General features: G+C 35.9%; 26 protein-coding genes. 19 read left to right on the plus strand and 7 right to left on the minus strand.

Translation table 11 applies throughout. The features are described from left to right. Positions 1-97: 97 nt before the first annotated feature. From truB to ACKTSC_RS05585, 3 genes are all read left to right on the plus strand, one after another. Positions 98-1,021, plus strand: a complete 924-nt coding sequence (truB, locus tag ACKTSC_RS05575) for a tRNA pseudouridine(55) synthase TruB (RefSeq protein ID WP_407857067.1) — start codon at positions 98-100, stop codon at positions 1,019-1,021. A gap of 4 nt (positions 1,022-1,025) precedes the next feature. After that, on the plus strand, positions 1,026-1,964 hold the full coding sequence (gene ribF, locus ACKTSC_RS05580) for a riboflavin biosynthesis protein RibF (protein WP_407855980.1): 939 nt from the start codon (positions 1,026-1,028) through the stop codon (positions 1,962-1,964). Between the two features lie 124 nt (positions 1,965-2,088). Beyond that, a complete protein-coding gene (locus tag ACKTSC_RS05585) occupies positions 2,089-2,274 on the plus strand; it encodes a DUF6440 family protein (protein ID WP_407857068.1) in 186 nt (61 codons plus the stop codon). A 44-nt stretch (positions 2,275-2,318) separates the two neighbouring features. Here the strand turns inward: ACKTSC_RS05585 and ACKTSC_RS05590 are convergent, their stop codons facing one another. Next, positions 2,319-2,690, minus strand: coding sequence for a hypothetical protein (locus ACKTSC_RS05590; RefSeq protein WP_332581099.1), 372 nt, complete (start codon positions 2,688-2,690; stop codon positions 2,319-2,321). Between the two features lie 348 nt (positions 2,691-3,038). On the opposite strand from ACKTSC_RS05590, the gene ACKTSC_RS05595 reads away from it, so the two are divergent. Next, a complete protein-coding gene (locus ACKTSC_RS05595; protein ID WP_407857069.1) occupies positions 3,039-4,205 on the plus strand; it encodes a pyridoxal phosphate-dependent aminotransferase in 1,167 nt (388 codons plus the stop codon). Positions 4,206-4,248: 43 nt separating this feature from the next. On the opposite strand, the gene ACKTSC_RS05600 is transcribed toward ACKTSC_RS05595, so the two are convergent. After that, positions 4,249-4,449, minus strand: a complete 201-nt coding sequence (locus tag ACKTSC_RS05600; protein ID WP_407857070.1) for a hypothetical protein — start codon at positions 4,447-4,449, stop codon at positions 4,249-4,251. Positions 4,450-4,640: 191 nt separating this feature from the next. Here ACKTSC_RS05600 and ACKTSC_RS05605 point away from each other — a divergent pair, with 191 nt between their 5' ends. Beyond that, positions 4,641-5,513 (plus strand): phosphate ABC transporter substrate-binding protein PstS family protein, encoded by an 873-nt coding sequence (locus ACKTSC_RS05605; RefSeq protein ID WP_407855983.1) that lies wholly within the window; start codon positions 4,641-4,643, stop codon positions 5,511-5,513. Between the two features lie 80 nt (positions 5,514-5,593). Here the strand turns inward: ACKTSC_RS05605 and ACKTSC_RS05610 are convergent, their stop codons facing one another. Together ACKTSC_RS05610 and ACKTSC_RS05615 are read right to left on the minus strand one after the other, a co-directional pair. Then, a complete protein-coding gene (locus tag ACKTSC_RS05610; protein WP_407857071.1) occupies positions 5,594-7,330 on the minus strand; it encodes a sensor histidine kinase in 1,737 nt (578 codons plus the stop codon). Beyond that, on the minus strand, positions 7,327-8,022 hold the full coding sequence (locus ACKTSC_RS05615; RefSeq protein ID WP_332581094.1) for a response regulator transcription factor: 696 nt from the start codon (positions 8,020-8,022) through the stop codon (positions 7,327-7,329). Before ACKTSC_RS05615 ends, ACKTSC_RS05610 begins: the two co-directional genes overlap by 4 nt. Before the next feature lie 159 nt (positions 8,023-8,181). Between ACKTSC_RS05615 and ACKTSC_RS05620 the strand changes: the two genes are divergently transcribed. The 5 genes from ACKTSC_RS05620 to ACKTSC_RS05640 all read left to right on the plus strand — a co-directional run bounded on the left by ACKTSC_RS05620 (position 8,182) and on the right by ACKTSC_RS05640 (position 11,891). Beyond that, positions 8,182-8,643, plus strand: a complete 462-nt coding sequence (locus tag ACKTSC_RS05620; RefSeq protein ID WP_407855985.1) for a 2-thiouracil desulfurase family protein — start codon at positions 8,182-8,184, stop codon at positions 8,641-8,643. Further along, positions 8,643-8,981: a putative DNA-binding protein gene (locus ACKTSC_RS05625; RefSeq protein ID WP_407857072.1), complete on the plus strand. Its 339-nt coding sequence runs from the start codon at positions 8,643-8,645 to the stop codon at positions 8,979-8,981. The genes ACKTSC_RS05620 and ACKTSC_RS05625 overlap by 1 nt, the downstream gene beginning before the upstream one ends. 81 nt (positions 8,982-9,062) lie before the next feature. Continuing rightward, the gene (gene ffh / locus ACKTSC_RS05630) at positions 9,063-10,478 is read left to right on the plus strand and encodes a signal recognition particle protein (protein ID WP_407855986.1); all 1,416 of its coding nucleotides are present in this window, start codon (positions 9,063-9,065) and stop codon (positions 10,476-10,478) included. Positions 10,479-10,589: 111 nt separating this feature from the next. Then, the gene (locus tag ACKTSC_RS05635) at positions 10,590-11,165 is read left to right on the plus strand and encodes a DNA-3-methyladenine glycosylase I (RefSeq protein WP_407857073.1); all 576 of its coding nucleotides are present in this window, start codon (positions 10,590-10,592) and stop codon (positions 11,163-11,165) included. A gap of 210 nt (positions 11,166-11,375) precedes the next feature. Further along, the gene (locus ACKTSC_RS05640) at positions 11,376-11,891 is read left to right on the plus strand and encodes a dihydrofolate reductase family protein (protein WP_407857074.1); all 516 of its coding nucleotides are present in this window, start codon (positions 11,376-11,378) and stop codon (positions 11,889-11,891) included. Positions 11,892-11,896: 5 nt separating this feature from the next. On the opposite strand, the gene ACKTSC_RS05645 is transcribed toward ACKTSC_RS05640, so the two are convergent. Continuing rightward, positions 11,897-12,544, minus strand: coding sequence for a GNAT family N-acetyltransferase (locus tag ACKTSC_RS05645; RefSeq protein ID WP_407855989.1), 648 nt, complete (start codon positions 12,542-12,544; stop codon positions 11,897-11,899). Between the two features lie 116 nt (positions 12,545-12,660). Beyond that, on the minus strand, positions 12,661-13,215 hold the full coding sequence (locus ACKTSC_RS05650) for an NADPH-dependent FMN reductase (protein ID WP_407855990.1): 555 nt from the start codon (positions 13,213-13,215) through the stop codon (positions 12,661-12,663). A gap of 196 nt (positions 13,216-13,411) precedes the next feature. Here ACKTSC_RS05650 and rpsP point away from each other — a divergent pair, with 196 nt between their 5' ends. The 8 genes from rpsP (at position 13,412) to mmuM (ending at position 19,282) form a co-directional block, all read left to right on the plus strand. Next, positions 13,412-13,687, plus strand: a complete 276-nt coding sequence (gene rpsP, locus ACKTSC_RS05655) for a 30S ribosomal protein S16 (RefSeq protein WP_071857144.1) — start codon at positions 13,412-13,414, stop codon at positions 13,685-13,687. A gap of 11 nt (positions 13,688-13,698) precedes the next feature. Continuing rightward, the gene (locus ACKTSC_RS05660) at positions 13,699-13,944 is read left to right on the plus strand and encodes a KH domain-containing protein (RefSeq protein WP_071857143.1); all 246 of its coding nucleotides are present in this window, start codon (positions 13,699-13,701) and stop codon (positions 13,942-13,944) included. A gap of 79 nt (positions 13,945-14,023) precedes the next feature. Next, positions 14,024-14,869 carry a membrane lipoprotein lipid attachment site-containing protein gene (locus tag ACKTSC_RS05665; protein ID WP_332581085.1) on the plus strand — a complete coding sequence of 282 codons (846 nt, stop codon included), beginning with the start codon at positions 14,024-14,026 and terminating at the stop codon, positions 14,867-14,869. A gap of 28 nt (positions 14,870-14,897) precedes the next feature. Continuing rightward, entirely contained in the window at positions 14,898-15,422 is a 525-nt protein-coding gene (gene rimM / locus ACKTSC_RS05670) for a ribosome maturation factor RimM (RefSeq protein WP_332581084.1), read from the plus strand. Beyond that, entirely contained in the window at positions 15,412-16,146 is a 735-nt protein-coding gene (gene trmD, locus ACKTSC_RS05675) for a tRNA (guanosine(37)-N1)-methyltransferase TrmD (protein WP_407857075.1), read from the plus strand. Before rimM ends, trmD begins: the two co-directional genes overlap by 11 nt. Before the next feature lie 139 nt (positions 16,147-16,285). Beyond that, the gene (gene rplS, locus ACKTSC_RS05680) at positions 16,286-16,633 is read left to right on the plus strand and encodes a 50S ribosomal protein L19 (protein WP_071857139.1); all 348 of its coding nucleotides are present in this window, start codon (positions 16,286-16,288) and stop codon (positions 16,631-16,633) included. Between the two features lie 347 nt (positions 16,634-16,980). Then, positions 16,981-18,378, plus strand: a complete 1,398-nt coding sequence (locus ACKTSC_RS05685; RefSeq protein WP_407857076.1) for an amino acid permease — start codon at positions 16,981-16,983, stop codon at positions 18,376-18,378. Continuing rightward, a complete protein-coding gene (gene mmuM, locus ACKTSC_RS05690) occupies positions 18,371-19,282 on the plus strand; it encodes a homocysteine S-methyltransferase (protein WP_407857077.1) in 912 nt (303 codons plus the stop codon). The genes ACKTSC_RS05685 and mmuM overlap by 8 nt, the downstream gene beginning before the upstream one ends. Positions 19,283-19,496: 214 nt before the next feature. Here mmuM and ACKTSC_RS05695 read toward each other — a convergent pair whose 3' ends face one another. Beyond that, positions 19,497-20,972: an AcpB/EbpR/MafR family transcriptional regulator gene (locus ACKTSC_RS05695; protein ID WP_407857078.1), complete on the minus strand. Its 1,476-nt coding sequence runs from the start codon at positions 20,970-20,972 to the stop codon at positions 19,497-19,499. A 227-nt stretch (positions 20,973-21,199) separates the two neighbouring features. On the opposite strand from ACKTSC_RS05695, the gene ACKTSC_RS05700 reads away from it, so the two are divergent. After that, positions 21,200-24,850, plus strand: a complete 3,651-nt coding sequence (locus ACKTSC_RS05700) for a mucin-binding protein (protein WP_407857079.1) — start codon at positions 21,200-21,202, stop codon at positions 24,848-24,850. Positions 24,851-24,973: the final 123 nt, after the last annotated feature.

The following is a 24,973-nucleotide window of genomic DNA, read 5'->3' on the forward strand; positions in this document are numbered from 1 at the left end:
AAAATTTCAGCTTTCGTTAAAACGCGAGTTCTTATTTCTTTGTTGGGCTATGCTATAATAGGAATGTTGAATATTAAATGAAATGAGGAACAGAGCGATGGACGGGATCTTACCGTTATGGAAAGAGCGCGGCATGACGAGTCATGACTGTGTTTTTAAATTAAGAAAGATTTTACATACAAAAAAAGTTGGACATGGTGGGACTTTAGATCCTGATGTAGATGGTGTTTTGCCGATTTGTATCGGTAAAGGAACGAAAGTGATCGAATACCTTCAAGAAAGTGGAAAAGTCTATGAAGGAGAAATAACTTTAGGCTTTTCGACAACTACAGAAGATCGTAGTGGAGAAATCGTGGAAGAAAAAACTGTTTTGTCTGAATTAAGTGAAGCAGAGATAGATGAAGCGATGGCAACATTTATTGGAACGATCACTCAAGTACCGCCGATGTACTCAGCAGTCAAAGTTAACGGCCGCCGTTTATATGAGTATGCGAGAGCGGGAGAAACGGTCGAACGACCTGAACGGAAAGCGATGATCGAAAGCTTTAAACGAACAACGACACCTGTTTATAATGAAGCAACTAAAACACAAAGTTGGCGGTTTGAAGTTAGCTGTGGCAAAGGGACGTATGTTCGGACATTAGCAGTCGATCTAGGGGCCAAACTTGGTTATCCAGCACATATGTCAGACTTAACCCGTTTGGCTAGCGGTGGGTTTTCTGTAGGGCAAGCAGTGACATTAGCTCAAGTAGCCGAATTGATGGAAAAAGAACAGATGGATCAGGCACTGCAACCGATCGAAGAAGCGATGAAAGATTTTCCAAGAATTGATCTAAGCGATGCAGAATGGCAAAAAGTTAAAAATGGGCAAGTTTTACCAATGAAAGATTTTGGACTAAAAAAAATGCCGGAGCCATTACTCGCTTTTTTCTATCAAAATCGATTAGTCAGTATGTATGCGCAGCATCCTGAGAAAAATTGGTTGTTAAAACCAAGTAAAGTAATTCGAAACGAGGTATGACAATATGGAAATAATCAAATTGCATCATCCGTATAAACGCGAAGAAATCCCTGTTGATGATTGTGTACTGGTCTTAGGTTTTTTTGATGGTGTACATCGTGGGCATCAAGCAGTGATCGAAGCTGGAAAGAAAATCGCCCAAGAAAAAAATTTAAAACTGGCTTTGATGACGTTTAATCAACACCCTGCTGTTGTTTTTCAACGGGTGCAAAGTAAGCCAATCAAATATTTGTCGACGTTAAAACAAAAAGAAGAGCACTTAGCTGCTTTAGGAATCGAAAGGTTATATGAAGTAGCATTTACTTCATCCTTTGCGGCATTATCGCCTCAAGCATTTGTTGATCAATATATTGTAGGGTTGCATGCCAAAGTAGTGGTTTCAGGCTTTGACTATACTTATGGAAAAGACCGTGACGCAGATGCGCAACATTTACCTGATTATGCGAACGGTCGTTTTGAAGTTGTAACAGTTGCCAAAAAAACTGAAGCCGATGAAAAAATCAGTTCTTCTCGGATCCGTCGTTTGTTATCAGAGGGACGTTTGGATGAGGCCAATCATTTATTAGGCTATATCTATGAAACGAGCGGCACGGTGATTCACGGTGAAGCACGAGGACGTACGCTAGGTTATCCGACGGCGAATATCCAAGTACGAGAAGATATGAATTTACCTAAAGAAGGCGTGTATGTTAACCAAATCGAAGTCGATGGAAAATGGTATCCAGCCATGGGATCAATCGGACATAATGATACATTTGGTCCTAACCGGATGCTGACAGTGGAAATCAATATTTTAGATTTTAATCAAGAAATTTATGGAGAAAAGGTAAAAGTTCGTTGGAATCATATGTTGCGTGGACAAGTAGCGTTTGAATCTGTAGAGGGCTTGATTGAACAATTGCAGGCGGATGAGCAAGCAACTAGAGATTATTTTGAACAATAGCATTTCTCAGATGCATCGATAAATTTTTAAGTCAATCATTTATTCAGAAATTGAATAAAGCTCCTTTCATCAAAGACTTTTTACTATTATTTATAGTATAAAAATTTTTGAAAGGAGATAAAAAATGACAAAAGATCGATTTATAAAAACATATTCACAAGGAAAAATTGAGACTACTCGAATTTTTATTGATCGGGAAACGGGGGTGAATTATATATTTGTTAATGCCGGCTATTCCGGTGGGCTGACACCATTACTAGGAATAGATGGTAAACCTGTGATCACTCCTTTAAGTGAAATCGAAAAATAAAAAATAAAGGCTTCAACTCAAATTGAGTTGAAGCTTTTATTTTGTTATTTAGAAGTAGCAGTATTTTTCTTTGAAAAGAGACTGCCCCAGAAAATACCAGTAAATTGTGCAATCAAAAAAAGCAATAACAATGGAGCGGAGGCTGATAGCGGGGAGGATGAATGATAGTATGTAGTAATTGGATTTTCTATTAAAACCAATAAAATACTCAGTAAAATGTTCAATCCGTTTCCAAAAATCAAAAGAGGTATTTGATAGCTGATTTTCCCATAAAAACCAATCACGACGGAAGCGGTAGTGAATAATAAAATCCCTATAATAGAATGAAAAAGATAATCCATTGCTAACGTAAGATGGACATATGGTATTAGGAAAAAGAGAAACGGCAGCAAGCGAATTACTTTTTTGTTTAACATGAGGGAACTCCTTTTTAATTTGTCTTTATATAGTTATTTTATGGGTTAAAATTATTCAATACAATAAAGAAAATAGAAAACATATTAATTATTAACGTTATTTTATTGAATTATCAAGAGAACGTTATCAAAACCATCAAGATTCTATGCTTTATTTCACTTTGGAAAAACGTTTTCTCATAATCGTCTATTTTTTAGAGTAGTTATTTAATTAAAATTATTTTAGAGTAGCTGTAAATAATTTAAATTAGTCTGCTGATAAGTGATACTACAACGAAAAAGAAATAAAATTATTTTTCTTTACTATCTGACTGATTGTGATAATATGATTAAAAATGGAGGGGTTATATGAATAAATTGCAAAATCGATTTAACAAAAATGTTTATGAGATCGCAGTCTCATTGATTCGTCAATTTGATGAAAAAGTGTCAGGAATTCCTAATATGTTGAAGTTAACATTAGGCGAGCCTGATTTTAATACTCCTGAACATGTTAAAGAAGCAGGACGTCAGGCAATCAAAGATAATTTTAGTCATTATACAGGGATGTCTGGCTTGATGGATGTGCGGGAAGCAGCCAGCCGATTCTTGTCTGAAAAATATACTGTTAATTATGATCCGTCAACGGAAGTATTAGTCACTGTCGGAGCAACTGAAGCGTTGTCAGCTAGTTTATTAGCTATTTTAGAACCGGGTGATAAAGTATTATTACCAGCACCAACTTATCCAGGTTATGAACCATTGATTTTATTAGCTGGAGCAGAACCTGTCTATATTGATACTCGAGAATCAAATTTTGTTTTAACACCAGAACAGATCGATCAAGCCATGGCGGAACATGGTGAAAAAGTGAAAGCTATTATTATCACATCGCCATCAAATCCGACCGGTGTTGCGTATAATGAAGCAGAAGTTGCTGCTTTAAGCGCAACATTAGCAAAATATCCATTGTTTGTTATTAGTGATGAGATCTATAGTGAATTGAATTATGAAGGACAGCATGTTTCTTTTGGTAAATACTTACGTGAACAAACAATTTTGATCAATGGATTATCAAAATCCCATGCAATGACGGGCTGGAGAATTGGTTTCATTTTTGCACCGGCAGAGTTAGTGGCGCAAATAATTAAAGTCCATCAATATTTGGTAACGGCGGCGGCTACTGTGTCTCAAAAAGCAGCCGTTCGAGCATTGGTTCAAGGAATCTCAGATGCTGAAGTCATGAAAGAAGAATATCGCGAACGCCGCGATTTTGTTTATCAAGCGATGACAAAACTTGGTTTTGAAGTGGCACGACCATCGGGAGCTTTTTATATTTTTGCTAAAATACCTGCTGGTCAAGAACAAGATTCAATGGCCTTCTGTATTGATTTAGCTGAAAAAAATCAATTAGCGCTTATTCCGGGAGTTGCTTTTGGTCCTGAAGGTGAAGGGTATGTACGAATCAGTTATGCAGCTTCTATGGAAACATTAGTAGACGCGATGAATCGTCTGTCCGCTTATATCAATGCATAAAAGAAAAAAACGATCAAATCATTTAAGATTTGATCGTTTTTATTTATTTGTTTAAGTAATTGAACAAGCCGCTGATTGTTTTATCTTCTAAAGAGATTTCTTTTCCATCTACTGTTGCTTTGATTACATGATAATAATCAGGTAGATCAGGGACTTCTTTGAATTGTGCTGCGACAAAATCGCGGGCACTGTTGTAAGTTTTTTCTTTTTCTGCTTCATTTAATTCATACGTAATAACTAACATTGTTCTCGCTTCTCTCATGTTTGATTTTTAGTACAAAATCATTATACACCAAAACTAATAAAAAGTAAGTATTTTGTCTTTACCAAATATTTACAGTTCTTAACGGATCGTTTACATCTCGTCAATCAGATATTTACGTTGAGCTGTTAAAGTAAATATGTACTAAAGAAAAGGTATGAGGAGTGTACTACATGAAAAAAATTATTTTGGCATTAGCATTTTCAGGAATTTTATTAGCCGGCTGCGGCAACGGAAATAATGCAGCAACTTCTAGTTCTGCAAAAGAAGAGACTGCAAAAATCACAGCTGTGGGTTCGACTGCTTTACAACCTTTAGTGGATGCAGCACAAGAAAGTTATACTCAAGATCATCCCAATGTCCAGATCTCTGTCCAAGGTGGCGGTAGCGGCACTGGCTTAAGTCAAGTGGAGAGTGGTTCAGTTGAAATAGGAAATTCTGACGTCTTTGCAGAAGAAAAAGACGGAGTAGATGCTAGTAAATTAGTGGATCACAAAGTAGCTGTTGTCGGCTTTGTACCGGTAGTAAATAAAGATGTCGGGGTTAAAAACATTACGAAAGAACAGTTGATCAGCATTTTTACTGGTGAAATCAAAAATTGGAAAGACGTTGGCGGAAAAGATGAAGCAATCCAGGTTGTTAATCGGGCTGCCGGCAGCGGTACGCGAGCAACGTTTGAAAAATGGGCATTAGACGGGAAAGAGCCCATTCAGTCACAAGAACAGGATTCATCAGGAACGGTGAAAAAAATTGTAGCACAAACACCTGGCGCAATCAGCTATTTAGCCTTGTCATACGTTGACGATAGCTTACAGTCACTAGAATTAGATGGTGTAAAAGCAACAAATGAAAATATTACCACTAATAAATGGACGATCTGGTCGTATGAACATATGTATACAAATGGAAAACCTGATAAAGCATTAGCTGGTTTTCTTGAATACATGACAAGCGAGGCAGTTCAATCAGGACCCGTCAAAGAGTTGGGCTACTTACCGATCACATCCATGAAAGTGGAACGCTCTGCTGACGGAACGATCAAATAAAATATATTAATGGAGTAAAAAAACTTCCCCAAAGTTTTTGATACAATCAAAAGGATCACGGAAATTTCCGTGATCCTTTTTTATTTATTAGGTAAGAGTACAATAAAAGTCGAACCTAATTTTGGATGGCTCTCAACGCTGACTGATCCGCCAAGAATTTCACTGTATTCTTTGACGATCGCTAAGCCTAAACCAGTACCACCAGAATGACGGCTACGGGCTTTATCCACGCGATAAAAACGCTCGAAAATCCGTTTTTGATCTTCTTTAGACATCCCGATACCATGGTCTGTCACGATAAGTTTTAATTCATCGTTTAAAGCATAGCTTATTTCGATTTGGCTGTTTTCAGGTGAGTATTGGATAGCATTTTCCAATAGATTCTTGATAATTGGCTGAAAAAAAGTCAAACGTGTTTGATAAAAACCATCCGCCGGTCCATCAATAGTGATTGCGATCTTTTTTTTCTTCAAAATATGTTGATACAAATCAATTTGTTGTTGCAAGAAAGTATTGATTTCGATCGTCTGCCGATCTTCTGCTAAATCATCGCTATCTTTTGAAAGTTCGATAATGTCTTGGATCAACCGTTGCAGTCGTTTGGCATCATTTTCCATGATCGTCAAAAATTCAGTAGTCAATTCCGGATCTTCTTTCGCACCATCTAATAAAGTTTCCGTGAAGCCTAGTAAAGAAGTGACGGGAGTTTTCAGTTCATGAGAAACATTGCCGACAAAATCACGTTGGATTTTTTCCAAACGGCGGACATGGGTCAAATCATAGACCGTTCCCATAATTTGATCTCCATGAAGTTCATTTTCGATATAGCGTAAACGAATATCTAAATTCATGGAAGTAGGTAATTTAGTAGAAATCTCTCGATGCACTTGCCCTTTATCAACTAAAATTTGTTGGATCAATTGAATAAATTTATTATCTGCGATCACTTGCCAATAATAATGATCTTTTGCACCACCGATTTGCAGTAATTCTTCCATTGCAGGATTGACCATGCTGAAACGACCCTCTGTATCGATAATAAAGACACCAATCGTCAATTCGTGGAACAATGTAGAGAACTGTTCTTCCGTCGAAGTATATGCGGCATAAGTTTCATTTAATTGTTCACTGATTTGATTGACCGTGATATAAAGTTCTTTCCATTGAGAAGAGTGTTGCATCACGTAATTACTTTTTTCAGGGGCCTTCAACATTCGTTGTAAAACAGGTAAAACCGCTTGGATCGGTCGATTTCTTTGATAAGTCAAATAGCAGATGATCAAGTAAATAAAGACATAAAAGAAAAGTAAAATAATAAAAATCGTTCGTTGGAAATTTCTCGTCTTGGGTTGGAACGCAGAAGTCCTTTTTGCGACCCGTAAGATTCCGACGATTTTGTCACCCGAACGAATCGGCTGAGCGGTGTACAGCAATTCGGTATCTAAAGTCGAACTGTAACGGACAGAGGCACCGATACTAGCATTGCTTAAGACGGTTTTTACTTCGGGCCGATCCTCACGACTGCCTTTTAAATCAGGATCGGTACTATCAAAAATAATTTTTGCATTCGAATCCATCAAGGTGATTCGATCATGAGCCTCCTGAGCAAAATAATCAATGGCCTCGTGATTTGCACTTGAACTTAAGTTCTCAAGATCCAACCGATGAATCATCAACTCACCATTACTAGTCAAAAATTCTTCTTGTTGTTCCAGTAATTCCTTATTATAAAAATGATTGGCTAATTTCCAACTGCCGAAAAAAAGTAAGCAAACGAGAAGAAGTGGAATGAGATAATCTAAATGTTTGTGTTTCATTGAACCGGCACCTGGAACTTATAACCGAAACCGCGAACGGTTTGTAAATATTGAGGATGTTTTGGATCGAGTTCTATTTTTTCACGTAAATGAGAAACGTGGACATCAACAATTCGGCTCTGACCAGAAAAGTCATAGTGCCAAATTCGATCTAACAACGTATCACGATCAATCACGCGCTCTTTGCGTTTCATAAAGTAAACAAGTAATTCAAATTCTTTGGGAGTTAATTCAATTTTCTTACCGCGAACGGTTACTTGATAATTTGATAAATCTGCCGTAATTTCCCCAGTAGTTAAAAAATCATGAGTCACTGCTTCTTGGCGTGGTTCAACTCGTCGGAAAATAGCTTTCATTCGAGCCAATACTTCTCGTGGTGAAAAAGGTTTAGTCAAATAATCATCTGCACCGATTTCTAATCCTAAGATCCGGTCGATCGCATCATCTTTAGCAGTCAACATCAAGATCGGTGTATCAATTTTTTCTTGTCTCAACTTCCGAGCGATTTCTAAACCATCCATCGACGGCAGCATGACATCTAAAATAATAAAATCAAATTTTTCATTCAAGGCCAATTCATACCCAATTTGACCATCATCCGCAGTTGTTACTGCATAGCCCTCTTTTTCTAAATTGAAACTCAATAACTTTACGATCGAAGGCTCATCGTCCACAACTAACACACGTTTCATAAGTATCTCCTCTCTTGATGTAAAAGAAATGCCTTCGTTTGCAGCTTTCTTCTTTTTTTTAAGAAGATTTAGGAAGGACTATTTCCACACATGAATAAATGGTATAATGTGAAAGCAGTTTTGTCACCTATTTTCTATTAAATGATGGGAGAAGAAGCGATGCTAGGGATTAGTGCCTGCTTAGGCGGGATAGCTTGTCGATACGATGGCCGATCAAATGAAAGCCCATTGTTAAAAGAATTAGTAGCAACCAATCAAGCAATCGTTGTCTGTCCAGAAGTGTTGGGCGGATTACCAATACCACGAACACCGGCAGAGATTCAAGGCGGGGATGGCTTTGATGTTTGGAACCATCATGCAAAAGTGATCGATAAAAATGGTCTCGACGTGACAGAAGCCTTCAAAGAAGGAGCGATTCTGGCATTTGAACAGCTTCAACATTTACAAGTGACCGAATTGATTTTAAAAGAAAAAAGTCCATCTTGTGGCAGTACTATGATCTACGATGGTAGTTTTTCTGGAAATCGTATTAAAGGTGTCGGAGTTGCCACCGCTTATTTTATACAAAAAGGGCTGACCGTATACTCTGAAGAAAATTGGCAAGAAATGAGGCTGACGTAGTGGAACTCGAAAAAACGAACCGAATGAATGCGTTGTTTGAATTCTATGCAACGCTATTGACTGAAAAACAAATGAATTATATGGAATTGTATTATGCAGATGATTTTTCACTGGGCGAGATTGCTGAAGAATATCAAGTGAGTCGTCAGGCAGTTTATGATAATATTAAAAGAACAGAAAAAATCTTAGAAGATTACGAACGCAAACTACATATGTTTTCAGATTATATTGTTCGGGGTGAACAGCTAGATAAGATGGCACTCTATGTGACAGAGCATTATCCAAAGGATGAATTTTTGGCTGAGGCAATCACCAATCTTCAAAATTTAGATGATTAGTAATCATTTATTGTTCTAAGTAAAAAAGACATTTATTTGAGCATAAGTTATGCTCATTTACAGAAAGGAAAGTAATCAACAATGGCATTTGAAAGTTTAACGCAGCGTTTGCAGTCTGCGATGGGGAAACTACGTAAAAAAGGGAAAGTGACAGAAGCTGACGTTACTGAAATGATGCGCGAGATCCGTCTGGCATTATTAGAAGCCGATGTTAACTTACAAGTCGTAAAACAATTTACAAAAGAAGTTCGGACACGGGCATTAGGTGTGGAAGTATTAGAAAGCTTGTCACCTGCACAACAAATCGTAAAAATCGTTGACGAAGAATTGACGAAAACGTTAGGATCAGAAGCAGTCGGTATCGAAAAATCACCAAAAATCCCGACTGTGATCATGATGGTTGGTTTGCAAGGGGCTGGTAAAACAACTTTTGCTGGTAAATTAGCCAATTCGTTGATTAAAAATGAAAAAGCGCGTCCGTTGATGATCGCAGGCGATATCTATCGTCCAGCGGCGATCGACCAATTGAAAGTCTTAGGGCAACAATTAAATGTGCCTGTCTTTGATATGGGGACAGAAGTAAGCCCGGTTGAAATCGTTCGTCAAGGGATGGAACAGGCCCGTGAAAATAAAAATGATTATGTTTTAATCGATACGGCAGGTCGTTTGCATATCGATGAAGCGTTGATGGATGAATTAAAACAAATCAAAGAAATCGCGCAACCAAATGAAATCCTCTTAGTTGTCGATGCGATGACCGGTCAAGATGCCGTAAACGTTGCTGAAAGTTTTAATGAACAATTAGGTATAACTGGGGTCGTGATCACAAAACTTGATGGCGATACTCGTGGTGGTGCTGCGCTATCAATCCGTGCAGTCACTGGAGCGCCAATCAAATTCATTGGTTCTGGTGAAAAACTAACGGATTTGGAAGTTTTCCATCCAGATCGAATGTCTAGTCGGATTTTAGGGATGGGTGACATGCTTACCCTGATCGAAAAAGCCCAAGTGGATTACGATGAGAAAAAAGCAGAAGAATTAGCTCGTAAGATGAAAGAGAATAGTTTTGACTTTAATGATTTCATTGAGCAATTAGATCAAGTCATGGGCATGGGGCCGATCGAAGATCTATTAAAAATGATTCCCGGAATGAGTCAAATGCCTGGAATCGAAAATATCAAGGTAGATCCAAAAGACGTCGAACGTAAAAAAGCAATGGTTTATTCTATGACGCCAGCTGAACGAGAAGATCCAGATTTATTAAATCCTAGTCGTCGCCGTCGAATCGCTGCTGGCTCTGGGAACTCAATCGTTGAAGTCAACCGCATGATCAAGCAATTTAAAGAATCACGCAAAATGATGCAACAAATGAGTAAAGGCAGTATGCCTGCTGGAATGGATCAAATGTTTGGTTCAGGTATCAAAGGTAAGATGGGTAAAATGGCTATGAATCGGATGGTCAAGAAAACTAAGAAAAAGAAAAAGAAACGTAAATAATCGATGATCTGGCTCAAATTTTTTGAGTCAGATTTTTTTATTGTTTAAAGGATGAGTTCTGCTATACTAAGGGCGAGCGTATGTTCGTTTTTTACAAAAAGGAGGATAACTATGGACCGTTGTAACTGGGCTGGAAGTAATGAGAATATGCAGATCTATCATGATACTATTTGGGGCGTTCCTGAATATGATGATCAACGACTTTTTCGTAAATTCGTCTTAGATATGAATCAAGCAGGATTAAGTTGGCAAACGATTTTAAACAAAACAGCGAGTTTCGATCAAGCGTATGATAATTTTTTCATCGAGAAAGTCGCAAAATTTGATGAAAAAAAGATTGAAGAATTAATGCAAAATGCTGGTGTGATCCGGAATCGGCGGAAAATTGAAGCAGCTATCAATAATGCGCAAAAGATATTAGAGATGCAAGCAACGGGGATGGGCTTTTCTGATTATTTATGGGGATTTACAAATCATCAAGTGATCGATGGTCATCGACAATCTGCTGCTGAAGTTCCAGCTACCACCGATCTTTCCGATGCCATTGCAAAAGATTTAAAAAAGCGAGGATTTAAATTCGTTGGCAGTACGACGATCTATGCATTTTTGCAAGCTGTGGGAATCGTCAATGATCATGAAAAAAAGTGTTTTCGTTATGAAGAATTGCAGATGAAGTCAGCGTTTTAAGGTGTCTTTATTTTTTTACGTTAGCGCTATAGTGGGTGTGTAGAAGAAATTAAATCGATAATCAGCAAACTTTTATCTAATTTATTATGATGTAAATTAATTTTTTAAGTATAAACAAAGCCTTCTCAACTATGAGAAGGCTTTGTTGTGAGCAATTAGCTGGTGTCTGATAAAAGGTCTGGATACAATCAAAAGAAAGGAGTGGTAGAAATGACAGCGCGGGTTGTATTTTATGGAGCGATTAGTTTAGATGGTTACCTAGCAGATAAAACCGATCATTTAGAATGGTTATATCATCAGCCAGGCGGAGAACTGGTTCCTTATGAAGAATTTTATCAAGCGATTGATTATACGATGATGGGACGACGTACTTATGATGTAGTCAAACGAGATGCGCCTGAAGAAAAACTGTATCCCGAAAAAGAAAATTATGTTTTTAGTCACTCGGAAATTTTAGTGGACGACAATATTCAGCTAGTCCATAAAAATCCTATCGAATTTATCAACGACTTGCCTGATGATAAAACCGTTTGGGTCGTTGGCGGCGGTGCATTATTAAAACCGATCATCGAAGCAAAACTGATCGATGAGTGGTGGATCCAAATTGTTCCAACTCTGTTGGGGGAAGGCATCCCGCTATTTATACCGCAACAAATGCCACAGACCTTGCAATTGATCGACACTAAACAATATGGACAGTTTGCTCAATTGCATCTAAAAAAATAAACGAGTTAATAGACTGTTGTATCGATTTCAACAACTGCTGCTTCAAATTCAGCTTGGCAGTCAAGTAGTTGCTTTTTCTTTTTAGGAAAATTTTTATCGTAAGTTACTAACGTGGTTAAATCAGGTTCCATACATTCTGAGAAAAACACTTGTCCTTGAACATGATCAAGGGCATTTTCTTGTAAAGGAAGCACCATGATCCCAGTATAGTATTTTCCATCTGGCATTGAAATATTATATTTTTTCGTTCCGATAAATCCGAAGCGATGATAATGATAAGGAAAACCGCCGATTACGAGCGCATCGTAGCCTAATTTTTTTGCTTCAGCAATCGAATGTTCAATCAGTAGCTTTCCGTAACCTTGATGTTGATGATTTGGAGCGATACTGATCGGACCGAAAGAGATGACAGGAAATTCTTTTCCAGTGGAATCAATGATCGTAGTTTTGCTATAAAAGATACTACCGACTATTTTACTGTTTACTTCGATGACAAATGATAATTCTGGAAGATAATCTGGATGTTCTCGTAGTTGATGTACGATGAGGTGTTCCACAGCTCCAGGGGTGTATAAGTTCCAAAATGCTTCTCGCGTGATCGTTTCTACAAGCTGATATTCTTTTTCTTCTTCATGTCGAATGTTGATCTTCAAAAAAACGCCTCCTTTTCATCATTTAATTGTAACAAAGGCTGAGTGAAGAGTTCAATCAGTAATATCTTTTCACAAAAAACATCTCACAGTTTATCTGTGAGACGTTTAGTCCAAAATTATTTAACTAATTTATTGAAAAATTCAACATATTTATCAGTGATTGTTTGGAAGAATTCTACTGTGCCATCAGCGATGCGACCATCATTGTCAACTAAGTTCATAATGCCGCCGATGTAAGCTTCTGGTTGTTGAAGTGTAGGAACATCCAAGAATACTAATGATTGACGTAAAGCATGGTTTGCTCCAAATCCACCAGGTCCACCAGGAGAAACAGTCACGACTAAACCAGGTTTGCCGCCCCAAACGCTGCTGCCCATTGGACGAGAACCAACATCTAAAGCATTTTTCAATGCTGCTGGAACAGAACGATTATATTCAGGAGAGAAGAAGAATAAACCATCGACTTCGCTAACATCGTTACGGAAACGCGTCCATGCTTCCGGTACTGAACCTTCAACTTCAAGATCTTCATTGTAGAAAGGCAGATCATCGATTTGAATGAATTTTGCTTCGAAACCATCAGGCAATAATTCTGCAAATTTTTTCGCTACAATCTTGTTATAAGAGTCTTTTCTAAGACTACCAACTAAAATACCAATTTTTTTAGACATATTTGTTCCTCCATTTTTAAAATTAATATTTATTGCTATTTAATAACTATGAATATATCTTACAAAAAATAAGTAAAAATTGCAAAAGATATGCCTTTAGAAAAAAATCACCCTGTAAAGAAAAAACTCTTTACAGGTGCAAATAATAATGCTATTATACTTCTTGTGATTAATTATATGGAGGTGTAGTTATATAATGGCAGTTAAAATTCGCTTGAAACGTATGGGTTCTAAGAAAAAACCTTTCTACCGTATCGTTGTTGCTGATTCTCGTTCTCCTCGTGATGGACGTTTTATCGAAACTGTGGGTACTTACAATCCTTTGAAAAACCCAGCAGAAGTCGTATTAAAAGAAGAAAATGTTTTAAACTGGTTAGGCAAAGGTGCGCAACCTTCTGATACAGTTCGTAACATTCTTTCTAAAGAAGGCATCATGCAAAAACACCACGAAGCTAAATTCGCTAAGAAATAAGGTGATCAATTATGCAAGATTTAAATAACCTTGTGTTGACCATTGTTCACCCGTTGGTGACAAAGCCTGAAGAAGTGAAGTTAGAGATCGAAGAATCGAATGATTTCTTAGAGTACAACTTAACTGTTGCACCCGAAGATATCGGTAGAATCATCGGAAAACAAGGCCGAGTAGCAAAAGCGATCCGCACGATCGTGTACAGTGTTCGGACAAATGGACCGAAGAAAGTTCGTCTTAACATCGTGGATGGTAAATAAAGTTGGAACACTCGAGTCAGTTTGATTCGAGTGTTTTTTCATTGAAAATGCGTTAGACTATAGGTGGAGGTGTTCCACCATGAAAAAATATGTACTATTGTTCAGTGCGTTGTTTGTTTTATCTGCATGCCAGTTGGGAAATAATGATTCAAAAGATAGCACCACTAAAGAAACCGCAAGTGCAACCGTTAAGACCAGTAGTTCTCAAGTAAGCTCAGAAAAAAATACTTCAAGTAGTAGTTCAAGTACAAATTCGTCGACCACTTCAAGTTCAAAAACAGCTAATAGCAGTTCTGCTACCGATTCTACTCACAGCGACCATTCGTTATCTGCAAATGAGGAACTGAAGGCAAATTATCCAAATGATCAATTTCCAGATCCTACAACTATCAGTAGCGGGAAGCAAATCGGCATTACTGCTTCTGAAGAACAAGGGATTTTAAAAGTAAACTATTATATAGTAGATAAAGAAACACCTTTTAATGATGCTTCATTAAATAATCAAACGCCGATAGCCCAATATCAACGACAAACTTATGCTTCAAATGCAGAAGCGCAGAGTGCTGTTGGCCAAAACTACGATCCCAATGGACAACAAGTCGATTTAGGTCATAATATTACAGGTTATCAAAATTCTGGAGCCGGATCAACGTACTTAACGTGGAAAGAGGGCAACTGGAGTATCGGTGTTCAAGCAAATAATTTAGAACAAGAGAATCCAGTACCTTTTGCTAAACAAGTAGTTGAATATTTAGAGGGAGCCTTTTTACCCGTTCCTCAAACGGTTGGCCAAATTTCTTTACGAGTGTCAGCGAGTGATTATCAATCAAATCGAATTGCATGGCAAAATAACCAAGCCGTCTACACTATCATGAACTCAGATGGTATGAACGGATTAAAAATGGCTGTTTCAATGGCTCAATAAATACAGTAAGTAAGAAAGAGGAAAGTCCGTGACTAATTATTACAAAGTTGGAAAAATCGTCAACACACATGGTATTCGTGGAGAAGTCCGTGTAATTTCTACAACCGATTTTACAGAAGATCGTTATCAAGTAGGAGAACAGTTATATTTATTTCGTGACAATCAAGATGTGTTACCTTTAACGATTACTAGTTACCGTAGACATAAAAATTTTGATTTGCTAAGTTTTGAAGGCTACGGCAATATCAATTTAGTTGAACCGTTCCGTGAAGGTATTTTAAAAATTTCTGAAAAACAACTAGGCGATCTTGATGAACATGAGTATTACTATCATGAAATCATTGGTCTGACAGTTGTTGATGAGGAAGATAAAGAAATCGGTAAAATAACTGAGATTTTATCACCAGGTGCGAATGATGTTTGGGTCGTGAAACGTAAAGGTGAAAAAGATGCATTGATTCCATATATTGAATCAGTGGTAAAAGATATCGATCTGACTGAAGGAGTCGTTCACGTTGAGATTCCGGAAGGATTGTTAGACGATGCGAATTGATGTATTGACTCTTTTTCCCAAAATGGTCGAAGGTCCATTAAACGAATCAATTATTGGAAAAGCGATCGAAAAAGAATTGTTAGAGATTAATGTACATGATTTTCGCCAGTATTCTGACAATAAACATAAACAAGTAGACGATTATCCTTATGGCGGCGGTGCGGGCATGCTGTTAAAAGTCCAACCTATCTACGATAATTTAAAAGCTATCGAGGCTGCAACGGATAATCAAAAGAAGCGTGTGATTTTGCTAGACCCTGCCGGCAAACCTTTTAATCAAAAAATGGCGGAAGAGTTCTCCAAAGAAGAACAACTCGTTTTTATCTGTGGTCATTATGAAGGTTACGATGAACGTATTCGTACGTTAGTCACAGATGAAGTTTCATTAGGAGATTACGTATTGACCGGTGGAGAGTTAGGTGCGATGGTCATGATCGACGCAACGGTTCGCTTGCTACCTGATGTATTAGGCAACCAAACTTCTGCTCAAACTGATTCACATTCTACAGGATTATTAGAACATCCGCAGTACACTCGCCCGGCTGAATTTGAAGGTATGGGAGTACCGGAAGTTTTAATGAATGGGAATCATCGCCTGATTGAAGAATGGCAGCTAAAAGAGTCTTTGCGCCGTACGTACCAACGTCGACCAGATATGTTAGAAAAATTGGAACTGACGAAAGAAATGGAAAAGTTGTTAGCTGAAATAAAAAAAGAAGCTTAGCATAGGGATGACAAGAAATTTATCTTTACAGATAGGTTTTAGTCTGATAGAATATGTTGGTGAGTGCAAACTCATCTATTACGATAATCCGCTAGGGTGATGCATCCTAAGATTGTTTGGAAATTAGGAGAATGATAAAATGAATCCATTAATCGAAGCTTTAACACAAGAACAATTACGTTCTGACATCCCAGCATTCCGTCCTGGGGACACTGTTCGTGTTCACGCGAAAGTTGTCGAAGGAACTCGCGAACGTATCCAGTTATTCGAAGGTGTTGTAATCAAACGCCGTGGAGCTGGTATCAGCGAAACTTATACAGTACGTAAAATCTCTAATGGTGTTGGTGTGGAACGTACATATCCACTACACACTCCACGTGTTGCTAAAATTGAAGTAGTTCGTTACGGTAAAGTACGTCGTGCGAAACTTTACTACTTACGTGCATTACACGGAAAAGCAGCTCGTATCAAAGAAATCCGTCGTTAATCTATTATCAGATAGCGCAAAGCCCTTGGACTTTCCAAGGGCTTTTTTCTTTTTTTTATAAATAAATAAAAATGTTATTTTATGAAAATTTCACTTGACTTTCTTTTTTTAAAGGTAAATAATTAGAAAAAATTAATTTTTTTTAAATTTACCTATCATATTAACTGTTGTATAAAAAATAATAAGATGAATAAATGAAAAGATCGTTTTAATTTATAAATTAAGCCATTTTTTAGTTTTTCCTTTTTCACATAAAAGACTTCTAGGTAATACACTGTATTTCCGTTTAAAAAGTATCTTAACAAATCAATTAGTTAATTGTTTTTAGGAAAAATGGAGGAAATCAGATGAATGAGTCTTTCGTTCGTGAAATGAGTGCAAAACATTTAATTATGTTGTCACTAGGAGGAGTTATCGGAACAGGAATATTTTTAAGTACAGGATATTTGATACAGACAGCTGGAGCAGTAGGAACGATCATCGCTTATGCCGTGGGTGCTGTATTAGTTAGTTTAGTTATGTTGTGTCTGGGTGAATTATCTGTTCATGAACCAAATACTAGTTCCTTTCATACTTATGCGACTAAGTATATTAATCCAGGTGCTGGTTTTTTAATTGCTTGGCTATACTGGCTGACTTGGACAGTTTCTTTAGGTTCTCAATTTATTACAATTGGAATTTTGATGAAGCGCTGGTTCCCTGATGTTGCTATTTGGGTCTGGTGTTTAATTTTTGTAATGATCATTCTCCTTTCTAATATTATTGATATTCGTTGGTTTTCGGTTAGTGAATTTTGGATGTCCTTTATCAAAGTAATTGCTTTAGCTATTTTTTTGATTTTAGGTGTAGCCGGAATCTTTGGTATTTTGCCGATTTCTAATACGAATCCTGCACCATTTTTTAAGGAATTTATAGCGAATGGAGTTTTTCCCTCGGGAGTTGGAGCAGTTTTCTTAGCCATCTTATCTGCTAACTTTGCATTTTCTGGAACAGAATTGATTGGTGTAGCCGCTGGAGAAACCGACAATCCGAAAAAAAATATTCCGAAAGCAATTATTCGTACAATTGTCATATTGGTTGTTTTATTCATTGGAACAATAATAGTAATTGGAGCACTATTGCCCCAATCATCTGCTGCATTAAAGGAAAGTCCATTCACCCATATTCTTTCTAGCTTGGGGATTCCATATGCGGCAGACATCATGAATTTTATCCTTATTTCTGCGATTTTATCTGGTGCCAATTCCGGAGTTTATGGTGCATCAAGAATGCTTTGGTCTATGTCGAATGCAGGTACTCTGCCAAAAATATTTTCTAAATTAAGTAAAAGAGGACTGCCTATTTATGGTTTGTTCTTAACAATTTTAGGCGGTTTTTTATCATTGTTTTCAAGTTTTTATGCGGCGGATACAGTTTATCTTGCCTTGGTTTCTATTTCCGGTTTTGCTGTTGTGGCAGTTTGGCTAAGCATTGGTTGGTCACAATTGAACTTTCGAAAACAATATATAAAAAATGGTGGGAAAGTAGCAGATCTTTCGTACAAAACACCTTGGTATCCAATAGTCCCATGGTTGGTGATTATTTTATGCCTGATTTCTATGATAGGTATTGCTTTTGATCCTAGCCAGCGAATAGGTTTGATTATAGGTGTGATTTTTTGTGGCGTTTGTTATGGAACACATGAACTTTTTCTAAAGAAAAAGTTTAACTATTCTGAAGATGAAAGAAGCGATATACATGTTTAAAGAATGGGCGCGCGAACAAGAAGTTATTTTAATTGATGGTTCAATGTCTCAGGGGTTAATGGAAAGAGATGCAAATTTAAATCATCGTCTTTGGACTGCAAAGGCATTGATTGATTCTCCAGAAAAAATTCAAGCCGTTCATCAATCATACTTTGATGCAGGCGCAAACATTGCGATCACAGCTAGTTATCAAGCAAGTTACAAAGGTTTCGAAGAATTGAATTATTCTGAACAAGAGGCAACTGACTTTTTACGATCATCGGTTTTACTTGCAAAAGGGGCTAAGAAAGCTTCATCTGGATCTCAAGAAAAATGGATCGCCGGATCAATTGGTCCATATGGGGCCTATTTAGCAGATGGCTCCGAATATCGTGGGAATTATGCAATCAGTAAGGATGAATTGATTAAATTCCATAAGAAACGGATTCAAGTTTTAGTGGAAGCCGGAGTAGATCTATTAGCGATTGAAACTATGCCCGATATAGAAGAGATAAAAGTTCTTTTAGAGTTGTTAAAAGAATTTCCTAAAACGATTGCTTGGGTCAGCTGTACGTTAAGTGATAGTCAGCATATCAGTGACGGGACACTTCTCTTAGATGTCCAATCGTTGTTAGAAAAAAATCCGCAAATTATTGCTTATGGAATCAATTGTGTTGCCCCCGAATTAGTAACGCCAACGATAAATATATTGAAACCGGCAGCAACAAAAGAATTGGTTGTTTACCCTAATTCAGGTGAACATTATGATCCAGAAACAAAAACCTGGAGTCATGAACATACTGACAATTCGGTTTTTACTACACAAGCAAGAGAATGGGCTGAACTGGGTTGTACGTGGATTGGTGGTTGCTGCTGTACCACAGAAAAAGATATTTTAGCACTCAAAAGGACTTTTCAGAAATAGCAGAAAAATTTTACTTCAAACTTTTTACAAAAAACCTTCTACTTTTAATAAAGTAGAAGGTTTTTGTTCATTTATAGATGTAATTTATTTCACGCTAGTTATAATTCATTTCCTTTGAGAGATTCAATAAATTTTTTCGGATTTGTGGATTAAAACAATTTTTCGAGAAGGTGCTCTTTTTTATATCATTTTACTTAAGTTAAAATGTTAAAGATCAAATGTTTTTTATAATATTTATTAGATTAGTTAAATCTGTTTCTGAGCCTAAATCGTAAAGAATATAATAACTATCAAAAGATAGATCATTACTTATATTATAGGTGTCACTGATTAGTAAATCGTAATTTTTATACTGAGTTGCTGGTTCAAAATTTATTTTAAAATTTTTAGGAAAAATTCTCTCAATTTTTTGCTTTAGTAATTGGACTTTTAAATAACCTAAATATGAATAAATAACAATTAAAATAGTTTTTTTAGTTAGATATTCAATTTGTTTTAGCATATTAAAGTAGACTAATTTTACAACTTTTGCTGATTTTTCTGAAAAAGACAAATTAAAATTAGAAATTATTCCTTCAATTAGTTCATCTAAAAAAAGTAAATTAGTCGTAGTTATTTTTTTTACTTCCATTTCATAGATTTCTTCAAAATTTAATAAAGTTGGAGAGCTGATCGTCTTAAAAAAGAATATTTGGGTATGTATTTCAGTAAGAGGATAAATCCAATTTCTTATAATAGTACGTGAGCTTTCTTTTTTACTGATTTCAAGTTGGTTAAATAGTTTTGAAAAAATATAGTTATTAATTTCAATAATTGAAGGTATAATCAGTTCTTCGTAGCTCAAATTCCCATTTTTAAATTTTGTAGAAGGATGAGTAGAAATTGTTGCAATAAAAAAATATATAAACATAATTTGGCTTTCGTATTTATTAAAATCGCGATAGCCATAAAAGTTATGATAAGAATTTTTTATTTCTTTAAAAAAATAGTTGGATTTCAGAAAATCTAAATTTTGTTTATTCAAATACTTTTTTGCCAAAATACTTTTTCTTTGAACTATAATATCATGCCATAATTTTAATTTTACTTTATCATCTGGAGCAAGCTCTAAAAATAATCTTTCTATCAAATAATCAATAAAAATATTCTCATTCGTATCATTGATGACATCAGTCGGAAGACTTTCACTTGCTAAAAAAAAATGGTAATAGAAGTAGCAAATATTGATTTCATCGCCTTGTAGCATCCCTTGTTTTATTTTTATTTTAAATGTATCTAAAAATAAATTAAGTTCTTTTAAGTAATGATAGATTGAGGTTTCACTGATATTAAATTTGTTTGAAATATCACATATAGAACGATGTTTGTTCTTAAAAAAATATAGTAATAATTGATATTCTGTAGAATTATTTAGCAAAAAATGATAAAGCTTGTTTATCCCTCCATGATCGCCATTAATCAGTGTAAGATAAATTCTATTTTCTATTTTTCTTTTTTCTATTCGCATATTTGAATGCAATTTTTGGAAAGTATTTGATAGTTCTTCTAGATTAGATTGGAAGACATACTTAGTAAGGGATAAGTCTCTTATTAAATCATTTTGTTTAACTGGATGTTTTGAACTCATTAAATAGTTAACGATAGACAATTGAGTTTTATCTTTTTTTTCTAGTAATAATGTTAAATCCATAATCATATCTCCAAACTCTAAAATATTTGAATATAGTTATTCTACTTCTTTTATATAATTTTTAAAATATAAATTCCTAAATACAAACATTTTAATCTAAAATATCAAATATTTTTATGCATTTTAAAAAAATAAATAGTGTGCAATAAAAAACAAATAATTTTTTATTATAAAAATAGTATATGTTAATTTGGGATTCTTAAAATATTTGATTAGGGGTTGGTAATATGATTATCTTAAAAAGAAAAAATTTAGTAGCTACACATGAACCCAAAAAAAGGTACAAAATGTGGAAAAAGAAAAAGCATTGGGTATGTGGAGCTATCTTTTTTTTAGGGACGGGGGCAATTCTTTCTACGGATTTATTAAACGTTAAAGCAGATACAATAGAAGGAATGAATTCGACAACTGTTGTAGAAAATCAAGAGAAGAATTCAACGGAAGAATCACCTTCTACTATAGATAGTACAGCTTCTACAGAAAAGATAAATAATGAAATTAACACTGCAAAATCAGTTTCCGTAGTCGATGCAAAGGACATAAATACAGAAAGCTCTGATCTGCAAAGCGAAGTAATTAGTATGAAAATCGATTATGTCGATGAAGCCGGATCATTAATAAAAGAAGATCAAACTAGTGGTTCTTTAGAAGCAAATATAAATTATTCGGTATCTATTCCTGAAGGTTATACACTTATATCGAATGAGCTACCAAGCACATATAGTAAAAATATAAATGTTGCAAAAATTATTGTGAAAAAAAACACAGAATTGGCAAAAACTGCGGTACAAACTACTAAAGCACTACAAGTATTTGATTCAAATAGTGATGCTCAAACTAATGAAGTAGTGGATCAGAATACTTCTCAATCATCTACATCATCTACAGATTCAACGAAATCAATTACTATAAAATACATGGATGAAGCCAGCAAAACTATTATTCAAACAGATTCGATTTCAGGTGTTGTAGGAGAAGCAATAAATTATTCGCCAAATGTTCCAGCAGGTTGGGAGATAGTTGATACTAATGTTCCGAGTCAGTTCAATGATCTTGATCAAGATAGCACGATTACGCTGAAAAAAATTGAGCAGGCAACAACTAATGTAGCATCATCACAAAAGCCGATCATCAGCTATAAAACTATTAATGAGGACAATCATGTTGAAGTAACAAAGGACAACTTCTCGAATTATTTTAATTTAAAGGGGAGTGCCACTTATGATAAATTGCAAGGCATAGTAACTTTAACCAAAGATAAACAAAATCAAGCTGGAAATGTAACGCTAAAAAGTAAGATCAATGTAAATCAAAGTTTCACTTTAACAGGTAAAATAAATATAGGTAGTAAAACCCAACCGAATGGAGCAGATGGAATCTCGATTGATTTTCATAATGGTAATACTGGTGCTCTAGGAGAAGATGGAGGAAGTTTAGGCTTAGCTGGGCTTAATGGTGGTTTTGGCTGGAAAGCCGACACTTATTGGAATACTAGAGATGATCAACATGGCAATAACTATCACTTTGAAGCTGACCCAGAGAAGTTTCATAATAAAAGGGGAAGCAATATGACTTTTGGAGGCTTTATTTTTAATAAAGGTCTTGTAGCAAATACGTATGATGGTAATGATGCACCAGCCCAAGCAATTGATAATCCAAATGGAAAGTTTAAAGATATTAGCATTAATTATGATGGCGCTACAAAAATGATGACTATAGTCTATGATGGTAAAACTTGGTCCAAAGATATCTCTGAATGGATAACTTCAGATGAACTTTCTTTTATCATTGCAGCCTCAACAGGAACATTTTCTAACTTGCAACAATTTTCTATAAAATCATTTGATTACTATGAAGCGGCAACAATCAATGTAAAATATACAGATAAAAATCAGAATGAAATTGCGACTGGTTCAGTGGAATATCCTGAAGGCGCATATAAATCAAAAACATATAAAACAGAACAGAAAGACATTCCTGGCTATGTATTTGAGAAAATGGATAAAGATAGTAAAGAACCTGAAGGGATTTTAAATGATTGGGGATCCAATGGTGACGTAGTTTATGTATATGCACCATTGATAGATTCAACGACTGAAAGCAAAGAAGTAACAGAAACAATTCATTACGTGGATAAAGCGGGAAATAAATTAGCAGATGATCATACGGATAAAGTGAGCTTTACGCGAACAGTATCAAAAAATGGAGCAACCGGCGAAATCATCTACGGAGATTGGGTGGCAGATAACAGTGATAACCAATTTGATCTAGTGAAAAGTCCAGAAGTTAAAGGATACAAACCAGATAAAAGTGAAGTAGCGAGCCAAGTGGTCACACCAGATACGAAAAATATAGAAGTGACCGTTACCTATGAACCGATCATAGATAAAACAAGTGAAAGCGAAGAAGTAACGGAAACGATCCACTACGTGGACAAAGCTGGTAAAAAAGTAGCCGAAGACCATGTAGATAATGTGCGCTTTACCCGAGATGTATTCACGAATGAAGTAAACGGAGAAGTTACCCACGGAGATTGGGTAGCTAATAAGAACGATAACCAATTCGATCTAGTGAAAAGTCCAGAAATTGAAAAGTACCACAAACCAGATAAAAGTGAAGTAGCGAGCCAAGTGGTTACACCAGATACGAAAAATATAGAAGTGACCGTTACCTATGAACCAATCATAGATAAAACAAGTGAAAGTAAAGAAGTAACGGAAACGATCCACTACGTGGACAAAGCTGGTAAAAAATTAGCAGATGATCATATTGATAACGTGCGCTTTACCCGAGATGTATTCACGAATGAAGTAAACGGAGAAGTTACCCACGGAGATTGGGTAGCTAATAAGAACGATAACCAATTTGATCTAGTGAAAAGTCCAGAAGTTAAAGGATACAAACCAGATAAAAGTGAAGTAGCGAGCCAAGTGGTTACACCAGATACTAAAAATATAGAAGTGACCGTTACCTATGAACCAATCATAGATAAAACAAGTGAAAGTAAAGAAGTAACGGAGACGATCCACTACGTGGACAAAGCTGGTAAAAAATTAGCCGATGATCATATTGATAACGTGCGCTTTACCCGAGATGTATTCACGAATGAAGTAAACGGAGAAGTTACCCACGGAGATTGGGTAGCTGATAAGAACGATAACCAATTTGATCTAGTGAAAAGTCCAGAAGTTAAAGGATACAAACCAGATAAAAGTGAAGTAGCGAGCCAAGTGGTTACACCAGATACGAAAAATATAGAAGTGATCGTTACCTATGAACCAATCATAGATAAAACGAGCGAAAGCAAAGAAGTAACGGAAACAATCCATTACGTGGACAAAGCGGGAAATAAATTAGCAGATGATCATACGGATAAAGTGAGATATACCCGAACGGTATCGAAAAATGAAGTGACTGGAGAAATCGCCTACGGGGATTGGGTGGCCGAAAATAACGATAGCCAATTTGATCGCGCAGAAAGTCCTAAAATTAAAGGGTACGAACCAGACAAAAACGAAGTAGGAAATCAAGAGGTAACGGCCGAGACAGGTGATATAGATATAGTAATCACCTATTATAAAATTAAAAATGAGAGCCCGGCGGGTAATGAAATACCTAAAATTTCTGAACCACCAGTTACAAAATATCAAGAAAATATAAATGAAAATGATACAATAAATAGCCAAAGTACTAATACTAAAAATTCAGAGCCAAGTTTAGCTATGCAAAATCATTTAACAAAAATACAAGAAAATAAAAAAGCTTTACCGAAGACAGGTGATGATTCATCTAATATCATCTCTATTTTAGGGGTAGTATTAACATCAGTAATTGGATTAATAGGTGTGAATAACAAAAAAAGAAAACACGAAAAATAAAAATTGAGTTTAGAGTAAGAGTGTTAATAGCCTTTTATAAATGAAGGTAATTAACACTCTTTATTTATAGTTAAACGGATTAAAAAGTTATATACTATCTAGTAATTAATTAAAAAACTAAGC

Origin of the sequence: Enterococcus hailinensis (assembly GCF_045862035.1) — a bacterium.
Taxonomy (GTDB): Bacteria; Bacillota; Bacilli; order Lactobacillales; family Enterococcaceae; genus Enterococcus_A; species Enterococcus_A hailinensis.

Excerpts from the sequence above, each read along its gene's own strand:
- truB (WP_407857067.1), top strand. The coding sequence starts at position 98 with ATGGACGGGATCTTACCGTTATGGAAAGAGCGCGGCATGACGAGTCAT.
- ribF (WP_407855980.1), top strand. The coding sequence starts at position 1,026 with ATGGAAATAATCAAATTGCATCATCCGTATAAACGCGAAGAAATCCCT.
- ACKTSC_RS05585 (WP_407857068.1), top strand. The coding sequence starts at position 2,089 with ATGACAAAAGATCGATTTATAAAAACATATTCACAAGGAAAAATTGAG.
- ACKTSC_RS05590 (WP_332581099.1), bottom strand. The coding sequence starts at position 2,690 with ATGTTAAACAAAAAAGTAATTCGCTTGCTGCCGTTTCTCTTTTTCCTA.
- ACKTSC_RS05595 (WP_407857069.1), top strand. The coding sequence starts at position 3,039 with ATGAATAAATTGCAAAATCGATTTAACAAAAATGTTTATGAGATCGCA.
- ACKTSC_RS05600 (WP_407857070.1), bottom strand. The coding sequence starts at position 4,449 with ATGTTAGTTATTACGTATGAATTAAATGAAGCAGAAAAAGAAAAAACT.
- ACKTSC_RS05605 (WP_407855983.1), top strand. The coding sequence starts at position 4,641 with ATGAAAAAAATTATTTTGGCATTAGCATTTTCAGGAATTTTATTAGCC.
- ACKTSC_RS05610 (WP_407857071.1), bottom strand. The coding sequence starts at position 7,330 with ATGAAACACAAACATTTAGATTATCTCATTCCACTTCTTCTCGTTTGC.
- ACKTSC_RS05615 (WP_332581094.1), bottom strand. The coding sequence starts at position 8,022 with ATGAAACGTGTGTTAGTTGTGGACGATGAGCCTTCGATCGTAAAGTTA.
- ACKTSC_RS05620 (WP_407855985.1), top strand. The coding sequence starts at position 8,182 with ATGCTAGGGATTAGTGCCTGCTTAGGCGGGATAGCTTGTCGATACGAT.
- ffh (WP_407855986.1), top strand. The coding sequence starts at position 9,063 with ATGGCATTTGAAAGTTTAACGCAGCGTTTGCAGTCTGCGATGGGGAAA.
- ACKTSC_RS05635 (WP_407857073.1), top strand. The coding sequence starts at position 10,590 with ATGGACCGTTGTAACTGGGCTGGAAGTAATGAGAATATGCAGATCTAT.
- ACKTSC_RS05640 (WP_407857074.1), top strand. The coding sequence starts at position 11,376 with ATGACAGCGCGGGTTGTATTTTATGGAGCGATTAGTTTAGATGGTTAC.
- ACKTSC_RS05650 (WP_407855990.1), bottom strand. The coding sequence starts at position 13,215 with ATGTCTAAAAAAATTGGTATTTTAGTTGGTAGTCTTAGAAAAGACTCT.
- rpsP (WP_071857144.1), top strand. The coding sequence starts at position 13,412 with ATGGCAGTTAAAATTCGCTTGAAACGTATGGGTTCTAAGAAAAAACCT.
- ACKTSC_RS05660 (WP_071857143.1), top strand. The coding sequence starts at position 13,699 with ATGCAAGATTTAAATAACCTTGTGTTGACCATTGTTCACCCGTTGGTG.
- ACKTSC_RS05665 (WP_332581085.1), top strand. The coding sequence starts at position 14,024 with ATGAAAAAATATGTACTATTGTTCAGTGCGTTGTTTGTTTTATCTGCA.
- trmD (WP_407857075.1), top strand. The coding sequence starts at position 15,412 with ATGCGAATTGATGTATTGACTCTTTTTCCCAAAATGGTCGAAGGTCCA.
- rplS (WP_071857139.1), top strand. The coding sequence starts at position 16,286 with ATGAATCCATTAATCGAAGCTTTAACACAAGAACAATTACGTTCTGAC.
- ACKTSC_RS05685 (WP_407857076.1), top strand. The coding sequence starts at position 16,981 with ATGAATGAGTCTTTCGTTCGTGAAATGAGTGCAAAACATTTAATTATG.
- mmuM (WP_407857077.1), top strand. The coding sequence starts at position 18,371 with ATGTTTAAAGAATGGGCGCGCGAACAAGAAGTTATTTTAATTGATGGT.
- ACKTSC_RS05695 (WP_407857078.1), bottom strand. The coding sequence starts at position 20,972 with ATGGATTTAACATTATTACTAGAAAAAAAAGATAAAACTCAATTGTCT.
- ACKTSC_RS05700 (WP_407857079.1), top strand. The coding sequence starts at position 21,200 with ATGATTATCTTAAAAAGAAAAAATTTAGTAGCTACACATGAACCCAAA.